General features: G+C 65.0%; 17 protein-coding genes. 7 read left to right on the top strand and 10 right to left on the bottom strand.

Going from position 1 to position 16,057, the window contains the following annotated elements; all coding sequences use genetic code 11:
• The first annotated feature begins 149 nt into the window (after window positions 1-149).
• Window positions 150-2,729: a cell cycle histidine kinase CckA gene (gene cckA, locus ACVJ19_RS36695; RefSeq protein ID WP_453953908.1), complete on the top strand. Its 2,580-nt coding sequence runs from the start codon at window positions 150-152 to the stop codon at window positions 2,727-2,729.
• A gap of 226 nt (window positions 2,730-2,955) precedes the next feature.
• Here cckA and ACVJ19_RS36690 read toward each other — a convergent pair whose 3' ends face one another.
• Window positions 2,956-4,059: an IS4 family transposase gene (locus ACVJ19_RS36690; RefSeq protein ID WP_453947895.1), complete on the bottom strand. Its 1,104-nt coding sequence runs from the start codon at window positions 4,057-4,059 to the stop codon at window positions 2,956-2,958.
• Between the two features lie 438 nt (window positions 4,060-4,497).
• Between ACVJ19_RS36690 and ACVJ19_RS36685 the strand changes: the two genes are divergently transcribed.
• From ACVJ19_RS36685 to ACVJ19_RS36675, 3 genes are all read left to right on the top strand, one after another.
• A complete protein-coding gene (locus tag ACVJ19_RS36685) occupies window positions 4,498-5,502 on the top strand; it encodes a Tim44 domain-containing protein (RefSeq protein WP_453953907.1) in 1,005 nt (334 codons plus the stop codon).
• Between the two features lie 147 nt (window positions 5,503-5,649).
• Window positions 5,650-6,330: a lectin gene (locus ACVJ19_RS36680; protein ID WP_453953906.1), complete on the top strand. Its 681-nt coding sequence runs from the start codon at window positions 5,650-5,652 to the stop codon at window positions 6,328-6,330.
• A gap of 199 nt (window positions 6,331-6,529) precedes the next feature.
• Window positions 6,530-7,237 carry a glutathione S-transferase gene (locus ACVJ19_RS36675; RefSeq protein WP_453953905.1) on the top strand — a complete coding sequence of 236 codons (708 nt, stop codon included), beginning with the start codon at window positions 6,530-6,532 and terminating at the stop codon, window positions 7,235-7,237.
• 45 nt (window positions 7,238-7,282) lie between these two features.
• Here ACVJ19_RS36675 and ACVJ19_RS36670 read toward each other — a convergent pair whose 3' ends face one another.
• From ACVJ19_RS36670 to ACVJ19_RS36660, 3 genes are all read right to left on the bottom strand, one after another.
• Window positions 7,283-7,957 carry a methyltransferase family protein gene (locus ACVJ19_RS36670; RefSeq protein WP_453953904.1) on the bottom strand — a complete coding sequence of 225 codons (675 nt, stop codon included), beginning with the start codon at window positions 7,955-7,957 and terminating at the stop codon, window positions 7,283-7,285.
• Between the two features lie 115 nt (window positions 7,958-8,072).
• Window positions 8,073-8,240, bottom strand: coding sequence for a hypothetical protein (locus ACVJ19_RS36665; RefSeq protein ID WP_453953903.1), 168 nt, complete (start codon window positions 8,238-8,240; stop codon window positions 8,073-8,075).
• Between the two features lie 287 nt (window positions 8,241-8,527).
• A complete protein-coding gene (locus ACVJ19_RS36660) occupies window positions 8,528-9,001 on the bottom strand; it encodes a hypothetical protein (RefSeq protein WP_453953902.1) in 474 nt (157 codons plus the stop codon).
• A gap of 97 nt (window positions 9,002-9,098) precedes the next feature.
• Here ACVJ19_RS36660 and ACVJ19_RS36655 point away from each other — a divergent pair, with 97 nt between their 5' ends.
• The 3 genes from ACVJ19_RS36655 to ACVJ19_RS36645 all read left to right on the top strand — a co-directional run bounded on the left by ACVJ19_RS36655 (window position 9,099) and on the right by ACVJ19_RS36645 (window position 11,379).
• Window positions 9,099-9,329, top strand: a complete 231-nt coding sequence (locus tag ACVJ19_RS36655) for a hypothetical protein (protein ID WP_453953901.1) — start codon at window positions 9,099-9,101, stop codon at window positions 9,327-9,329.
• Between the two features lie 53 nt (window positions 9,330-9,382).
• The gene (locus tag ACVJ19_RS36650; protein WP_453955276.1) at window positions 9,383-9,610 is read left to right on the top strand and encodes a type II toxin-antitoxin system RelE/ParE family toxin; all 228 of its coding nucleotides are present in this window, start codon (window positions 9,383-9,385) and stop codon (window positions 9,608-9,610) included.
• 113 nt (window positions 9,611-9,723) lie between these two features.
• Window positions 9,724-11,379, top strand: coding sequence for a fumarate hydratase (locus tag ACVJ19_RS36645; protein WP_453953900.1), 1,656 nt, complete (start codon window positions 9,724-9,726; stop codon window positions 11,377-11,379).
• Window positions 11,380-11,642: 263 nt separating this feature from the next.
• Here ACVJ19_RS36645 and ACVJ19_RS36640 read toward each other — a convergent pair whose 3' ends face one another.
• The 6 genes from ACVJ19_RS36640 to ACVJ19_RS36615 form a co-directional block, all read right to left on the bottom strand.
• Window positions 11,643-12,563: an SH3 domain-containing protein gene (locus ACVJ19_RS36640; protein WP_453953899.1), complete on the bottom strand. Its 921-nt coding sequence runs from the start codon at window positions 12,561-12,563 to the stop codon at window positions 11,643-11,645.
• A gap of 15 nt (window positions 12,564-12,578) precedes the next feature.
• The gene (locus ACVJ19_RS36635) at window positions 12,579-12,875 is read right to left on the bottom strand and encodes a hypothetical protein (protein ID WP_453953898.1); all 297 of its coding nucleotides are present in this window, start codon (window positions 12,873-12,875) and stop codon (window positions 12,579-12,581) included.
• A 105-nt stretch (window positions 12,876-12,980) separates the two neighbouring features.
• Window positions 12,981-13,535, bottom strand: coding sequence for an inner membrane-spanning protein YciB (locus tag ACVJ19_RS36630; protein ID WP_080139138.1), 555 nt, complete (start codon window positions 13,533-13,535; stop codon window positions 12,981-12,983).
• A 12-nt stretch (window positions 13,536-13,547) separates the two neighbouring features.
• The gene (locus ACVJ19_RS36625; RefSeq protein ID WP_453953897.1) at window positions 13,548-14,123 is read right to left on the bottom strand and encodes a hypothetical protein; all 576 of its coding nucleotides are present in this window, start codon (window positions 14,121-14,123) and stop codon (window positions 13,548-13,550) included.
• Between the two features lie 76 nt (window positions 14,124-14,199).
• A complete protein-coding gene (locus tag ACVJ19_RS36620) occupies window positions 14,200-14,463 on the bottom strand; it encodes a hypothetical protein (protein WP_453953896.1) in 264 nt (87 codons plus the stop codon).
• A 126-nt stretch (window positions 14,464-14,589) separates the two neighbouring features.
• Window positions 14,590-15,987, bottom strand: coding sequence for a carotenoid oxygenase family protein (locus ACVJ19_RS36615; protein WP_453953894.1), 1,398 nt, complete (start codon window positions 15,985-15,987; stop codon window positions 14,590-14,592).
• Window positions 15,988-16,057 lie beyond the last annotated feature (70 nt).

Here is a 16,057-nt window from a genome sequence, read left to right as displayed (position 1 = left end):
CCGAAAAGTACCGGAAATGGCTGTAATCTGGGAATCAGCGTACCTTTCAACCCTGCTGCCCTTGCGCCTGCGGGTCCGATTGAGGCAGGGAAGGCCCTGCGCGCGCGGCAGCGCGTTGATTCTCTGCCAACAGGCTGCGCCAGCTCGAGATGACTGCTGAGACCGACCACGACCTCACACGCGAGCCCGTTGCGGCGCACGAGCCGTCGCCGCGCTCGGGCAGCATTGCGCTGGTCCTGCTGGTGGCCGCCGGCCTCGTCGCCGTCGCGGTCGGGCTGATGACGCTCGGGCGCGCGCAGGCGCAGCCCTATATCCTCGGCATCCTCGCCGTGCTGGCGATGGTCGGCCTCTTCAACCTGTTCGCCTTTGCCGCCGGCATCATCCGCTTCGCCGACCGTAGTCTCGATGATCCCATCATTGGCCGCATCTCCGATCACGCGTTCGACGGGCTCGCTGTGACCGATGCGCGCGGACACGTGGTCTATTCCAACGCGGCCTATCTGACGCTGACCGGCGCGAGCGGCCCGCAGGACGTGCGCCCCGTGGAGCGCGTCTTCATCGGCAACCCCGACGTCTCCGAAGCCGTGTTCCGCCTGCTCAAGGCCGCCCGCGAGGGCAAGCGCCAGCAGGAGGAGGTGCGCATCTCCGGCCATGACGGCAGCCAGGGCCGCTGGCTGCGCATGCGCGTGCGCCCACTCGGCACCGGCAAGCGCGAGGCGAAATACGCGGTGTGGTCGATCGCCGACATCACCCGCGACCGCGAGCGCCAGGAGGACGTATTCCAGGAGCTCCAGCACGCCATCGAATATCTCGACCACGCGCCGTGCGGCTTCTTCTCGGTCAACCCGGCCGGCGAGCTCGCCTATGTCAACGCGACGCTGGCGAACTGGCTCGACTACGACCTCGCCGAGATCGGCTCGGGCGGCCTGAAGCTCACCGACATCGTCTCCGGCGACGGCGCCTCGCTTTTGACCGCGATCGTGGCGGTGCCGGGCGAGGTGAAGACCGAGGTCTTCGACATCGACCTGCGCATGCGGACCGGCAGGACCATGCCGGTGCGCCTCTATCACAAGCTCGCCTTCGGCGCCGACGGCGCGCCGGGGCCATCGCGCACCCTCGTCATCAGCCGCGCCCGCGACGAGCGCAGCGATCCCGATCGCGCCGCCGAAGTCCGCTTCATGCGCTTCTTCGACCACACGCCGATGGCGATCGCGACCGTCGACCGCGCCGGCAACGTCGTGCGCGCCAATGCGCGCTATGCCAAGCTCGGGCAGGCGCTCGGGCTCGACAGTGCCTCCAAGTCGATCTTCCGCGCGGTCAATTCGCGCGATCGTCACCTGTTGATCGCGGCCATCAACCAGGCCGCCGAGGGCCAGGCCGACATTGCGCCGGTCGAGGTGGCGCTGGAAGGGACCAAGGAACGCTGGGGCCAGTTCTTCGTCACGCCGGTGGACGCGGCCGAGAACGAGGCGGAAGCTGCCATCGTGCACATGCTCGAGACCACCGAGCGTCGCGCGCTGGAGAACCAGATCAACCAGTCGCAGAAGATGGAGACGGTCGGCCAGCTCGCCGGCGGCATCGCCCACGACTTCAATAACGTGCTCTCCGCCATCATGATGGCGAACGACTTCCTGCTGAACGCGCACAAGCCGACCGACCCGTCCTTCCAGGACATCATGCAGATCAAGCAGAACGCAACGCGCGCCGCGACGCTGGTGCGGCAGCTGCTGGCGTTCTCGCGGCGGCAGACGCTGCGCCCGCAGGTGCTCGATCTCGGCGACGCCTTGAGCGATCTCACCATGCTGCTGCGCCGGCTGATCGGCGAGAAGGTCAAGCTCGACCTGATCCACGGCCGCGACCTCTGGCCGGTGAAGGTCGACGTCTCCCAGTTCGAGCAGGTGATCGTCAACCTCGCGGTCAACGCGCGCGACGCCATGCCCGACGGCGGCAAGCTGATCATCCGCACCGCCAACGTCGCGACCGAGGACGCGGGCAAGCTCGCCTACAAGGGCATGCCGGCGGCGGACTATGTCCGGATCGAGGTCGCCGACACTGGGACCGGCATTCCCGCCGACATCCGCGACAAGATTTTTGAGCCGTTCTTTTCGACCAAGGAAGTGGGCAAAGGCACCGGCCTCGGCCTCTCCACCGTCTACGGCATCGTCAAGCAGACCGGCGGCTTCATCTACGTCGATTCCGAGCCGGGGCAGGGCACCTCGTTCCACATCTTCCTGCCGCGCCACCACGCCGAGGCCGAAGTCCAGGTCGAGCAGCCCGCAGCCGCGGCCAGCGCGACCAATGGCGCCGCGAAGGAAGCCGCGCCGGCAGAGGCGAAGCCGCGCACTGATCTCACCGGGCAGGGCACCATCCTTCTGGTCGAGGACGAGGAGGGCTTGCGCGCCCTCAACGCCCGCGGCCTGCGCTCGCGCGGCTATACCGTGGTCGAGGCCGAGAACGGCGTCGAGGCGATGGAGGTGCTGGAGGAGCAGAGCGGCGCGATCGATCTCGTCGTCTCCGACGTCGTGATGCCGGAGATGGACGGCCCGACGCTGCTCAAGGCGATGCGCGAGAAGAACCCCGACATCAAGTTCATCTTCGTCTCCGGCTACGCCGAGGACGCCTTCGAGAAGAGCCTGCCCGAAGGCCAGCAGTTCGACTTCCTGCCAAAGCCGTTCACCCTCAGCCAGCTCGTGGCGGCGGTGAAGGAGACTATGACGAAGCAGGGGTGAGGGTGCTTGCGAGGGATCGCAATCTCCGCCGTCGTCCTGGCGAACGCCCATGGGCGCTAAAATAGTTGCATAGCTTGATAGCGACGTTTTCGTCTTGGTGGTTCGTGTAGGTGCCGTCCGAGCGTGGAGCGAAGTCTGCGCAGGCAAGCAATCGCGGGTTGGGGCATGATTGCTTGTCGAAGCGAGGCGACGAGTTGGCGGAGCAGACGCCAGGTCCCTGGACGGGTCAGGCGGCCTCGGCCAAGCGGGGAGAGTCCTCGAGTTCGTCGACGAGTGGCTCGAGCAGGAGAATGATCAGCAGATGAGCGAGGATGTGGGGCCTGGCGGACCGCTCGTCAGTTCCGGGAGGGCCCTTCAGGCCAATCAAACTCTTGAGCCGCTTGAAGCCGAGTTCAATGCGCCATCGCAGCCGATAGAGGGCAAGGACATCGCTCGTTGAGAAGTCCTCCGGTGCGAGCGAGGTCACCAGGATCACCCAATCTGCAGCGTCAAGTGTTTGCCTGGAGAGCTGGTGGCCTCCCTTTTGGGCCGTTCGGCGCGCCTTGCGTCGTGCGACCGCGGCCGCTTGCGCCGGCTTCTTGACGGCAACCAGACGCAGAGCGAGCAGCGGTGCGCCAGACTTGCGTTTTATCCAGATCGGTCGATCGATCAGGCCACATGCCGAAGCCTTGCGCAGTTCGGCCGTCAGATCGACCAGACCACCTTTGGCATCAACCCAACGCGCGCTCTTCCAGCCGGACCGGATCACGAAGTCCGCGCCGGCATCGACGAGACGTGCCATGCGCTCCGGTTGCAGATAAGCGCGGTCGCCAAGACGGATTTCGCCGGCAATCACCGGTATCCGGTCCAGCGTCTCGCCCGCTCGCTGATCGGTCAGCTCGAAGTGACCAAAGCGCTCCTGCGGAAGATCGAACGCGCTGTGTATGCGCCACACCGCGTTCTTGTTCCTGCCGCTCGTCCCAGCCTTCGGGACCGTCGTGGCGTCAACAATGCGGATCAGGCGGCCGTGGCTCGCCTTCGGCGCACCGCTCGCCAGTGCTTGGCCTATCAACTTCGCCAGCCAATCTCCGCACTGACGCAACCGATACAACAGAGCCACGTTGGAGATATCGACAAGGCCCACCGACGTGGCCCATGCCGCCGTCAACCGCAGACCTCGCTCGCCAAGGCAATACGCCAGGATCAAGCGCAGCAAATCCACCGCATTGCTGATTTCCCGCGGGCGGACAAACGCCTTCGTCTCGCGCGCGCTAACGTTGAGCGCTTCGGCGCCGCCAAGCCGGGCGACTACGCGCGCCCAGTCCTCGTTCACAAGCGATTCGTGTGCCATCCCAATTTGGAATCACAAGCGAATCCAACGCGCAAATCCTATTTTAGCGCCCATGGGCGAACGCCAGGACCCATACCGCGTGATCTCTCGGTCGCGCACGCCGCCAATCCCGAACGACCGGTCTTCGCCAAACCGCCTCTTGGGGGAATGGGTCCTGGCTTTCGCCAGGACGACATTGGGGTGGCATGTGCGCTCAACTTCTCCGCGGCGGCCGTCTGGATTGCTAAAGGCTCCTCGCCATGACGAGGACGCGAGGAAAAAGCGGAATTCATCTTGTTAAGCGACCGGTACCCGGAGACCACGGTTCCCTCCGGCACCCCGGGCAAACCCCCGTCAAATATGGGCTTTTGCCACATCCCCGCGACTGAGGGCCGCAGCCATGGGGGCCGAAACCGGCTTCACTTTTCGGGAAGTCTGCCCATCTTAGGGCACGTCCCCATGCCGGGGATTTGGGAAACGCACATGACTTTCTCGCAACGATCCCGCTCTCTCTTCAAGACGATCGCCGTCGTGCTGGCGCTTGCGCTGCCGACTGCGCTGGCAATCTCGTCCGCCGACGCCCGCGTTGGTGGCGGCATGTCGTCGGGTTCGCGCGGCTCGCGCACCTATTCGGCCCCGCCGTCGACCACGACCGCGCCTGGCTCGCCCTCGCAGTTCAACCGCACCTACACCCAGCCGGGCGCAGGCATGAATTCGGCTGCAGCTGCGCCGGCGCGTGGCGGCCTGTTTGGCCGCGCCGGCGGCTTCATGGGCGGCCTTGCGGCCGGCTTCCTCGGCGCAGGCCTGCTCGGCATGCTGTTCGGCGGCGGCCTGTTCGGTGGTCTCGGTGGCCTGTCGTCGATCATTGGCCTGATCATCCAGATCGCGCTGGTGGTGTTGGTGGTGCGGCTGGCGATGTCCTGGTGGCAGCGCCGCCACTCGCCGCAGGCAGCCTATGCCAATGCTGACGCCAGCGCCGGTCCGGGACCGCAGACGAACTACCGCAGCGGCCTCGGTGGCGGTGGACTTGGTGGCTTCGGCTTCGGCGCCAACAACGCGCCGCTCGAGATCAAGCCGGACGACTATGAAGCGTTCGAGCGCCTGCTCGGCGATGTTCAGACCGCATGGTCGAACGAGGACGTGGCCAAGCTGCACACGCTCGCAACGCCGGAAATGGTCTCCTATTTCGAGCAGGATCTCGCCCAGAACCGCGCGCGCAATGTCGTCAACAAGGTCACCAACGTGAAGCTGTTGCAGGGCGATCTCGCGGAAGCCTGGCGCGAAGGCGAGACCGACTACGCCACGGTGGCGCTGCGCTTCGCGCTCACCGACAAGACGGTGGACCGCAACACCGGCGCGGTCGTCGCCGGCAGCGAGCAGCCGGGCGAGGCCACCGAAGTCTGGACCTTCGCCCGTCGCCCGAACGGCGGCTGGGAATTGTCGGCGATCCAGCAGACCAACTGATCGCAGACGAGATGAGAAAACCAGGGCGTCGTGCTTCGGCACGGCGCCTTTTTCTTTTGGGCATCTCGCAGCGCGGCATCGGAATAAGCGGGCGTGCCTCGGGTTGAAAATCAGGCGGCCAACGAAAAACACAACTGGGAGGACAAGATGATCCGTATCGAGAGATCCGTGACGATTTCGGGCCTCGCGCTCGCGCTGGCCGTGCTCGCGGCACCATCCGTGCACGCGCAGTCGGCCGACATGACATTCTTCGTGACCTCCAGCGGCCCGGGCAAGGGCGCCGATCTCGGCGGCCTGGAGGGAGCCGATGCGCAGTGCCAGAAGCTCGCGCAGGCCGCCGGTGCCGGCGGCAAGACCTGGCGCGCCTATCTTTCGACGCAGGCCGCCGAGGGCAAGCCGGCCGTCAACGCGCGCGATCGCATCGGCAAGGGACCGTGGCAGAATGCCAAGGGCACGGTCATCGCCAAAGACGTTGCCGACCTGCACGGCGCGGCTAACAACCTCACCAAGCAGACCGTGCTCAGCGAGAAGGGCGAGGTCAACAACGGCGCCGGCGACACGCCGAACCGGCACGACATCCTCACGGGATCGCAACCGGACGGCACCGCTTTTGCCGCGGGTGACGACAAGACCTGCAAGAACTGGACGTCGAGCACGCAAGGCGCGGCGGTCGTCGGCCATGCCGATCGTAAGGGCCTGCGCGACGACGAACCGTCGAAGTCATGGAACAGCTCTCACCCCTCGCGCGGTCCCGACGGCGGCTGCTCGCAGGCCGATCTGAAGAGCACCGGCGGCGACGGGCTGTTCTACTGTTTCGCGTCGAATTGAATTAAGGCGCGAAGCTCTCTCCACGTGTCTTTGCGAGCGTAGCGAAGCAATCCAGAGTCTTTCCGCGGAGACAGTCTGGATTGCTTCGCTGCGCTCGCAATGCCGGAGTATGTCGCGCGGCCGTTCCGTCCGACCCTGACGGAACCTTAGCCTGCATGTTACATTGGTCCGATCGCCCCCACGTTCACGGACCCCTCCCATGAAATACGAGCTCTATTACTGGCCCGAGATCCAGGGCCGCGGGGAATATGTGCGGCTGGCACTGGAGGAGGCGGGGGCCGCTTACGTCGATGTCGCGCGGGGGCCGCGCGGGACGGCTGCGATGATGAAGATGATGGAGGCGCAGACGGGCACGCCGCCCTTTGCGCCGCCGTTCCTCAAAGCCGGCAAGCTCGTGATCGGCCAGACCGCCAACATCCTGCTCTATCTCGGCGCCCGCCATGCGCTCGCGCCGAAGACGGAAGCCGGCCGGCTCTGGGTGCACCAGCTCCAGCTGACGATCACCGATTTCGTGGTCGAGATCCACGACACCCATCACCCGCTCGGGCCGTCGATGTACTACGAGGACCAGAAGGCGCCGGCGAAGAAGCGCACGGCCGAGTTCTGGGACGAGCGCGTGCCGAAATATCTCGGCTATTTCGAGCAGCTGCTTGCGAGTAGTGGCGGCGCGTACGTCACCGGCCGTCGGCTCACTTACGTCGATCTCTCGCTGTTTCAGATCGTCGCCGGGCTGCGCTACGCCTTCCCTAAGCGCATGAAGGCGTTCGAGACAGACATCCCGGGCCTTGTCGGCCTGCACGACCGCGTTGCGGCGCGGCCGAACATCAAGACCTATCTCGACAGCCCGCGCCGCATCGCCTTCAACGAGCAGGGCATCTTCCGCCGCTATCGCGAGCTGGACAATTAGTCGGTCCGGAAAACGTCCGCATGTCGCACGGGCGTGTATGCGCACTCACCACACGCCGGGCACCAGGCGATAGCGCACCCGTGCGGCGTAGTCGGCATAGCCCGGCAGCCCCTCGCGCAGCGTGCGCTCCTCGATGCCGATGCGGACGACAAACAGCGCAAGGAACAGTGGCGCCATCGCCAATCCCCACCACGAGCCCAGCGCCAGCGGCAGGCCGGCGAAGAACAGGATCATGCCGCTATACATGGGGTGGCGCACATGCGCGTAGGGCCCAGTCGAGATCACGTGCTGCGCGCGCTCGGCTTGCAGCTTCACCACGGGCGCCGCGAACGAGTTCTCGCGGAACACTGACATCGTGAACAGCATGCAGAGCAGAAACAGCACGAAGCCGAGAACCACCAAGGCGAGCGGCATGTCAGACGCAAGCGAACGCCGGTCCAGCCCCATTACGATCAGCCAGGCCAGCATCGCCGCGATGAAGGCGGTGATGAAGGCTTTGTCGGCCGGAGGCTGGTCCCTCTGGATGACCGGACGCAGACGCTCCGCCAGCAGCGCCGGATCGAGACGGTAGAGCCACCAGCCGCAGAGTGGGCCGAGCAGGGCGGAGGTGACGAGGAACACCCAGGCCGAAGGCCAGTGCAGCGTGCCGGCGGATGCGAACAGCAGCGCGCCCATCGCGACGGTGAAGATCGTGTTCTGCAACAGGAGGCGTACGATCATGCGCAGCTCCCAGATTCGGGCGCGCGCGAGTGTGGTCCGGCTATCCGGCAAAGATGCGGCCGGACACGCAAAAAGCCCGATCGACCAGATCGGGCGATTCATCCTGAGGGGCCGATCAGGCGAGCTGATCGATCCGCGTGCCCTGACCCGGCGGCAGCGGCGCGGGCGGCTGCGGCTTGTAGGTCGCCTCGGTGTCCTCAGTCTTGGTCTGGTCGTCCTGCTGCTTGGTCGTGTCGTAGTTAGGTACCACGATCGCGATCGGCGGCGGCGCTAAAACCTTCATCCACAAATCCTCACGCATGGAAACAATTCAGCCTGCCCCGACAGGAGCGAAATTTCCTTCAAGGCAATCGTTAAAATGCGAGGGATTGGGAGGGGCGCTATGATGCGCTATTTCCGCGCCTCATCCGCGCCGTGCCACGAAGGCGACGAGACCTCCCTCGTCATTGCGAGGAGCCCTTGCGACGAAGCAATCCAATCTTTCACCGCGGAAAGATTCTGGATTGCTTCGCGGAGCCTGTCATCGGGCCGTGCTTCGCGCGGACCCGTGTGTGGAGAGAGCGAGTGTCCCTATTCGTCCTTGCCGCGCGTGATCGCGATGGACGCGTCCGTCTTGGTGCGGGTGCATTCCATGTTGAGGCGCCGGTAGCGCATGCTGATCTTGTCGCCGCGGAGCAGTCCCATCCGCTTCAGGCAGCGTGTCGCGCCGGTCGTGGTGTCGTCCTTGGTCACGGTGAAGACGATCGCCGCCATCGAGCCCACCAGCGCATAGAACTCCGGCGTCGGCTTGCGGTCGCCCTTGGCATAGAGCTCGATCGAATATTTGTCGCCTCGGCAACCCACCGACAGCTCCTTGGCCGCCGGGTGCGTCAGGTAGACGACGTTGGCGGCCCGGAAATTCACCTTGAGGCGGTCGATCTGGTTCGCCAGTTCCTTGGCGCTGTCGTCGCAGCGATCGGCGCGCGCGGGCGAGACGAGAGTCACAAGGCCGGTGATGGCGGCGGCGACCAGGATCGCGCCGCGGACGTTCAAGTTCAATGTCATGATAAAAAGCCCCTTGGGAGGCGCATTCAAGCGTTGGCGGACGCGGAGCGCAAGGGTGGGGTCTTCCTTGTTGGCAGGCGCGTGATATAAAGAACACATGAGCAAGGAGCAGGTAAAAGCCGTTCTGGACCGCGTTCTGACCTGGCCGCCCGAGCGCCAGGAGGACGCGGCGAAGATGCTGATACTCATGGAGTCGCAGGACGAGAGCGTTTACCGGCTGACCGATGAGCAGGTCGAGGAGGTTCGCCGCCGTCGGTCGGATCCGAACGCGAGGCGGCTCACGCTTGAGGAGTTTAAGGAACGCCTCAATCAGCGCCTCGGCGAATGAAGGTCGTCATTCACGAGTCGGCGGCTCGTGATCTCGACGAGATTATTGACTAGATTTCTCAGGATAATCCCCGCGCAGCGGCCCGGATAGCTAATCGCATCAGGGCGAAGATAGAGCGTATTGCTGTTTTGGGCCTGCCCAACATAGGCCGTCCGGGCCTGCTCGAAGGGACGCGAGAGCTTGTCGAGGCTCCCTACGTCATCGTTTACGCGGTCGACCAGCCAAACCAGCTAATCGACGTATTGGCCATCCTTCACGGGGCGAGGGATCGCGAAATCTAGGGTTCACCCATGAGCCAGGCGGGCTTTCGGGGCGCTTCCCTTTGCGACAAAAAAGCTTAGAACGCTTCTATGCTAGAGGCCCGCCAGGGCTCCAAAACCCCGAGATACGCCCCATGAACGCTCCCACCGCCTTTCCCGACCAGTCAAAGCCTGTTCCGCCCTACAAGCACACCCCGTTGTTCCCGCTGGGCAAGGATGAAACGCCCTACAAGAAGATCTCGTCCGAGGGCGTCAGGGTCGAGAAGGTTCTCGGCAAGGACATGCTGGTGGTGTCGCGCGAGGCGCTGCGGGTGCTGTCGGAGGCGGCTTTTGGCGACATCAACCATTATCTGCGCCCCGGCCATCTGAAGCAGCTCCGCGCGATCCTGGAGGACAGTGAGGCGAGCCCGAACGATAAGTTCGTGGCGCTGGACTTTTTGAAGAACGCGAATATCGCGGCCGGCGGCGTGCTGCCGATGTGCCAGGACACCGGCACTGCGATCATCATGGGCAAGAAGGGCTGCAACGTCATCACCGACGGCGACGACGAAGCCGCGCTGTCGGAAGGCGCGCGCGATGCTTACTTGCGCCGCAATCTGCGCTACTCGCAGGTCGCGCCCTTGTCGATGTACGAGGAGAAGAACACCGCCAACAACATGCCGGCGCAGTGCGAGATCTACGCCGAGGGCGACGACGCCTACAAGTTCATGTTCATGGCGAAGGGCGGCGGCTCCGCCAACAAGAGTTTTCTGTTCCAGGCGACGCCGTCCGTCCTGACCAAGGACCGGCTGCTCGCGTTCCTGAAGGAGAAGATCCTGACGCTGGGCACCGCCGCGTGCCCGCCCTATCACCTCGCCATCGTGATCGGCGGCACTTCGGCAGAGCTCTGCATGAAGACGGTGAAACTTGCCTCCGCACGCTATCTCGACGCGCTGCCGACCCACGGCTCGCCCGACGGCAATGCCTTCCGCGACGTCGAGATGGAGAAGGAAATCCACAAGATGACGCAGTCGCTCGGCGTCGGCGCGCAATTCGGCGGAAAGTATTTCTGCCACGACGTGCGCGTGATCCGCATGCCGCGCCACGGCGCCTCGCTTCCGATCGGGCTTGGCGTGTCCTGCTCGGCCGACCGCCAGGTGCTCGGCAAGATCACCAAGGACGGCGTCTATCTCGAGGAGCTCGAGCACAACCCGGCGCAATACCTGCCGCAGGTCGAGCAGTCGCTCGGCGGCGAGGTCGTCAAGATCGATCTCAACCAGCCGATGAAGGACATTCTGGCGACGTTCTCGAAGCACCCGATCAAGACGCGGGTCTCGATGACCGGCACCATGATCGTCGCGCGCGATAGCGCGCATGCCAAGCTGCGCGAACGCCTGGAGAAGGGCGAGCCGCTGCCGGACTACTTCAAGAACCACCCGGTCTATTACGCCGGTCCCGCCAAGACGCCCGAGGGCTATGCCTCCGGCGCGTTCGGCCCGACCACCGCGGGCCGCATGGATTCCTTCGTCGACCAGTTTCAGGCTGCCGGCGGCTCGATGGTGATGGTGGCCAAGGGCAACCGTGCGCCGGCTGTGCGCGAGGCCTGCAAGAAGTACGGCGGGTTCTATCTCGGCTCGATCGGCGGCGCCGCGGCGAATCTCGCCGAGCACTGCATCAAGAAGGTCGAGGTGCTCGAATATCCCGAGCTCGGCATGGAAGCGATCTGGCGCATCGAAGTCGTCGATTTCCCGGCGTTCATCATCATCGACGACAAGGGCAACGACTTCTTCAAGGAGTTGAATTTGGGCTAGCTCTTCACCTCGCCCCGCTTGCGGCGGGGCGATCGCCCTTGAAGCAGCTTCCCCGCGGCGCATCCTTCGAGACGCCCGCCGTTGGCGGGCCCTCAGGATGAGGCAGAGTACGCGGCTGCGGTTTCTGGGGACACCGACGTAGCTTAGCCTCATCCTGAGGAGACCGCGAAGCGGTCGTCTCGAAGGACGAGGCGCTTGCTCAGCCGTAGCCAGGAAGTATCTGCGATTGCCCCGCCGCTTGCGTGGCGAGGGGGATCAGATAGCTAACTGCAATTCGTGACCTGGTTGGAGCACAGCGAGCGCCACCAGCCGCGGACGCCATCGTGGCTCTCGACCAGTCCCCAAAAGCCGCTGCACGCCAATAGCCGCTTTGGTCCGCCGTCGCCGTCGATCGGGCCGCCGAGCTCGTGCTGGGCCGGCGTCCATTTGGCATCGACGAAGGGTGCCTGGAACAGTCCGCCCGCGCGCGTATAGCCGTTGGCGTAGTTCGCGCCGACCTTGTTGGAGGCGACCCAGCCGCGGCCGGCATAGGGCTTTGGCGCGCTGCGCGGATACCGCTTCTCGTCCTCGTAATCCTTGCCCGGCGGCTTGGCGCCCTCGATCAGGAACCAGCCATCCCTGAAGCCGATGATACGGAATTCGGTGAGCCAGCCGCCGTCGAGCGTGTTCTCGGCGCCGCCGAGCTTGAGCCGGTAGGGCGGCGGCAGGGTGCCGAGTACGCGCGCTTTCACTGAGGGCTCAGCGCGCACGTTGAGGCCGCTCGGGTCCTTGTCGATGGACCAGGCGCCGAGATCGCAGGGCTCGGTGCCATCAGGGAGGCCGGCGCGCTTTGCGGCGAGTTCGGCGTGCAGCTTTGCGAAATCGGTGTCGTCGTTATCAGCATCCGGCTCGGTGCGCGGCTTCAACTCGGCCGAGACCGCGCGCGTCGCATCCGGCGTCAGCGTGACGACGAGAGCCTGGCGCGCGGCGAACACGCTCGCCGGTGTCTTCGGATCGTTCGATGTCGCCGGATAGACCGCGAGATAGCCGGTCGAACCTTCGGTGCGGTAGGCGAGGCCTGCGACATAGCCTGCCGGCACCATGGCGAGCGCGCTTGCGCGCCACGCCGGTTCGCTGTCATCCGCGCGCGCTGCCTGTGTTGTGACACACAGCATCATCGCCGTGATGAGACGGAGCGCGCGCATCGGTGCAGCGTGCGCTTACGCCCGCGCGCCCGTGAACGGGAAGCTGCCCATCGGGCCGATGCCCATCTCGCCGTTGATGCTGTCGCCGGAGACGGTGCCGGTGAATTCGAGCGTGAGCGGCATCGGGTTGGTGATCGAGACCTTCCAGGAGACGTTGTCGCCAGAGACGGTGCCGTCGAAAATCTCGGCGGTATTACCTTCCGCGCCCTGCGTGCCCGTGAGCGTGCCGTCTGCAGCCTTCACGCTCAGCGTCGCCTGGCGGTCGCCCATCGGCGTCGTCATGGTCAGATTCCAGTTGCCGTCTACGGCCATTCCCGTCTCCCGAACAAATCCCGGCGGGCCGCGACGATCCGCGGCCCGTCCTGAGCGAGCCTATAGCCCAACTCGCAGCTCCTGCCTAACCCTCCGGTAGGGCATTTAGGCGCGGGCCGCGGCGCGCCGGCGGCTGGTGACGATGAGCCTGAGAACCACGTACTGCACGGCGAAGGCCAGGATCTTGGCGCCGCCCGCGACCACCGTGATGTAGAACGCCCACAGCTTCAGATCGCCGGTGGCGGCGACCGCGATCATGCCGGCGCCGATCACGAACATCAGCGCGGCCCAGGCATAACCCGCAGCGGTCACATATTCCGGGACGGTCTCGGTGACGATCGGCGGCATGTAGCGCAGCATCCAGCCGCGCTTGAGCATGATGGCGCCGATCGCGAAATGCGCGATCGAGGGCTTTGCCAGCATGAACCGGGGATCGTTGGTCAGCAGCGTGACCGTGCCCAGCACGACGACGAGCGCGAGACTCGCATAGGTCATGTAGTTGAGCTGCTGTCCCTTGACCCGGGCATAGATCACCTGCGCGATCGCGCCGGCGATCGCCACCGACGTCGCCAGCACGACGTTGTCGGTGATGAGATAGACGGCCAGGAAGACGATGGCGGAGAGAAAGTCGGAGGCGAGGCGGGCGAATACGTCCTTCATCGTCAATCCTGTTCAGCGGGCGTCGGGGAGAGCGCGGGCGGGCGTACCGTACTTGATCTGGCGATACTCGGGATACCATTTTGTGAAATAGATCGCACTGTTGCGGGCGGCGAAGGCGACCGCAAGGCTCGACCAGAGCGGCAGGCCGGGGACGTAGAGCAGCACGAGATTGGCGGCCGCCATCAGCAGCGCGGCCACAGTCCACGCGCCGGTGATGACGTAATTGGCAGTGAGAAAGCCGGGCATTGCCGCGGTCTCGGCCGGGACGGATTCGAGCGCATATTGCAGCGTGAAGGGATGGCGGAGAAGCATCGAGCCCAGCGAGATGACGAAGATCCCGACATCGACCGACAGCTTGACGCCGAGCGTGCCGAGCGCGGGATCGATCAGCGTAAGGTAAAGGCCGATTGCGGCGAACACGATCGCAGAGCCTGCAGCCAGGGTCTTCACCGAGCGGCCGCGCGCGACATCGATCGCGACGGTGGCGAGGCAGATCGCGGAGGCCGCGAGCACGCTGATCTTGGTTGACGTCACCAGCATTAGAAAAGTGAAGGCGCCGTAGGGCGCGAGGATCAGGAAAATCGCCATGGGCCGCCTCGGTCAGGCCTATCTTTACGATGTAAAGATTAGTAGTTCAGGCACGATGCCGGGTCAAGCGAAATCTTTACAGTGTCAAAATGACGTAAGCGACCTCTAGGAGGTGAAGGGCTGCAACGGCTTGGTCTGATGCCTCCTCGGCTAATTCCGCCCAGGGCAGGTGTGCCAGGAGCGGCAGCGCGGCGGCGGTCAACAGACCGAGGCAGAGCAGGATGCCGCCGTTGAAGACGGTATCGCGGCTCCGCCGCAGCCGGATCATCTGGAATGCGAGCGCGGCGCCGGACAGGGCGAGGAGGGCGAGGCAGGCCGTGGTGATCGAGGGCATGTGCATGGAAAACTCCTCTTTCGTCATTCCGGGGCGCGCGTCAGCGCGAGCCCGGAATCCATCGGGCAGCAAGGTGTGTAGCGAAATAGATTCCGGGCTCGCGCCAAGTGGCGCGCCCCGGAATGACGAGAGCTACGCCGCGCCCACCCAATTGCCGTGAAAGCCATCCGGCACGCGGTGACCGAGCTGCACCAATGCGGCGGGGCCGGCTTCGATGTCGGTGGCATTGAACACGGCGAGGTCGCTGCGGTTCTCTCGCGCGCGCCAGACCACCGCGAGCAGCCAGCCGTCCCCCTCGGGCGCATCCTTCGATCGCTCGACGAAAACAGGCTCGGAGATGGTGTCGCCGGCAGGGAGCAGGTAATGCCCGAGCCGCCTGCCGTTGCCGTCGACATGGACGATACCGGACAGTGCGCCGAACATCGGCAGTCTTGGATTGGCGCAGGCGTACCAGCCGTGACGGCTCTTCAGCCCGGCGCGGCGATCGTCGATGCGCGGAAATTCGCCGGTGAGGTCATCCAGGTATGTCTGCTGGAAGCGGTCGGTATTCCCGGAGAGATCGAACGTCCACCGGCAATGGCGGGCGCGCGATTTCTCCGGATCCGTCGGCCGGCCGTCGGGATGCGGAAACAGCGGCGCCTCCTCGAACTGCATGACGTCGGCGACGATGCGGTCTCCGTCCTCCCAGGCATTCATGACGTGGAAGACGTAGCAGGCCTCGCTGCGAAACCAGACGATGTCCTTCGCGGTGCCGCTGCGCTTCATCACGCCGACATAGGCGCCCTTGTCCGGCTCCCAGGCATAGGGCGGCCGTCCGCTCATCGCGCGCTCCATGCTGCCGGTGATGGGCAGGATCGGAAACAGCACGTGGTTCGCGGTGACGATGAAGTCGTGCACCATGCTGGCATAGGGCGCCTCGAAGCGTTCGAAACGCGTCGCCTTGCCGGAGGCATCGATCGAACCGTAGGAGAGGGCAGGCGTCAGCGGCCCCGCGGCGTTATAGCCGAAGAACACCAGTTCGCCCGTGACGGGATCGACCTTCGGATGCGCCGTAAAACTGCCGGCAACGCGGCCCTGGTAGTTGTGATAGCCGCGCGTCGCCAGCGAGCCCGGCTCGATCTCGGTCGGCAGATGCGCTTCTTCCAGCGCCAGCAGCTTGCCGGCGTGGAAGATGATGTTGGTGTTGGCGACGCCGCCATCGGTCAGATTTGCCGGGGCATCCGGCAGCTTGCGGCCGAAGCCGCCGAACAGCGCGCGGCCGGCGTCGTGCTCGGCGAGCCATTTCGGCGTGCGGACCCAGCGGTTGCGGTAGCTGGCGCGACCGTTCTCGAGATGAAAGGCGTGCAGCATGCCGTCGCCGACGAACCAGTGTGCGCCGGGAGAATCGAACTGCGGATTGGGGCCGTTGCGATAGAGCGTGCCGTTCAGTTCGCGCGGCAATTCGCCGATGATTTTCAGGTGGGGCGCGTCGGCCTCGAACGGGATCGGCCGGAGGTTGTTGCGGCGCTCGGCGATGGCGTCGTGCTGCACGGCATATCCCTCCCTATCTTTACATCGTAAAGATCGAATAAGGCGGATCTCGGCTTCCGTCAAGTGAAAT

The sequence above is a fragment of the Bradyrhizobium sp. USDA 376 genome, assembly GCF_054063675.1.
This window is presented reverse-complemented; position numbering and strand designations above follow the sequence as displayed.

Excerpts from the sequence above, each read along its gene's own strand:
- cckA (WP_453953908.1), top strand. The coding sequence starts at position 150 with ATGACTGCTGAGACCGACCACGACCTCACACGCGAGCCCGTTGCGGCG.
- ACVJ19_RS36690 (WP_453947895.1), bottom strand. The coding sequence starts at position 4,059 with ATGGCACACGAATCGCTTGTGAACGAGGACTGGGCGCGCGTAGTCGCC.
- ACVJ19_RS36685 (WP_453953907.1), top strand. The coding sequence starts at position 4,498 with ATGCCGGGGATTTGGGAAACGCACATGACTTTCTCGCAACGATCCCGC.
- ACVJ19_RS36680 (WP_453953906.1), top strand. The coding sequence starts at position 5,650 with ATGATCCGTATCGAGAGATCCGTGACGATTTCGGGCCTCGCGCTCGCG.
- ACVJ19_RS36675 (WP_453953905.1), top strand. The coding sequence starts at position 6,530 with ATGAAATACGAGCTCTATTACTGGCCCGAGATCCAGGGCCGCGGGGAA.
- ACVJ19_RS36670 (WP_453953904.1), bottom strand. The coding sequence starts at position 7,957 with ATGATCGTACGCCTCCTGTTGCAGAACACGATCTTCACCGTCGCGATG.
- ACVJ19_RS36665 (WP_453953903.1), bottom strand. The coding sequence starts at position 8,240 with ATGAAGGTTTTAGCGCCGCCGCCGATCGCGATCGTGGTACCTAACTAC.
- ACVJ19_RS36660 (WP_453953902.1), bottom strand. The coding sequence starts at position 9,001 with ATGACATTGAACTTGAACGTCCGCGGCGCGATCCTGGTCGCCGCCGCC.
- ACVJ19_RS36655 (WP_453953901.1), top strand. The coding sequence starts at position 9,099 with ATGAGCAAGGAGCAGGTAAAAGCCGTTCTGGACCGCGTTCTGACCTGG.
- ACVJ19_RS36645 (WP_453953900.1), top strand. The coding sequence starts at position 9,724 with ATGAACGCTCCCACCGCCTTTCCCGACCAGTCAAAGCCTGTTCCGCCC.
- ACVJ19_RS36640 (WP_453953899.1), bottom strand. The coding sequence starts at position 12,563 with ATGCGCGCGCTCCGTCTCATCACGGCGATGATGCTGTGTGTCACAACA.
- ACVJ19_RS36635 (WP_453953898.1), bottom strand. The coding sequence starts at position 12,875 with ATGGCCGTAGACGGCAACTGGAATCTGACCATGACGACGCCGATGGGC.
- ACVJ19_RS36630 (WP_080139138.1), bottom strand. The coding sequence starts at position 13,535 with ATGAAGGACGTATTCGCCCGCCTCGCCTCCGACTTTCTCTCCGCCATC.
- ACVJ19_RS36625 (WP_453953897.1), bottom strand. The coding sequence starts at position 14,123 with ATGGCGATTTTCCTGATCCTCGCGCCCTACGGCGCCTTCACTTTTCTA.
- ACVJ19_RS36620 (WP_453953896.1), bottom strand. The coding sequence starts at position 14,463 with ATGCACATGCCCTCGATCACCACGGCCTGCCTCGCCCTCCTCGCCCTG.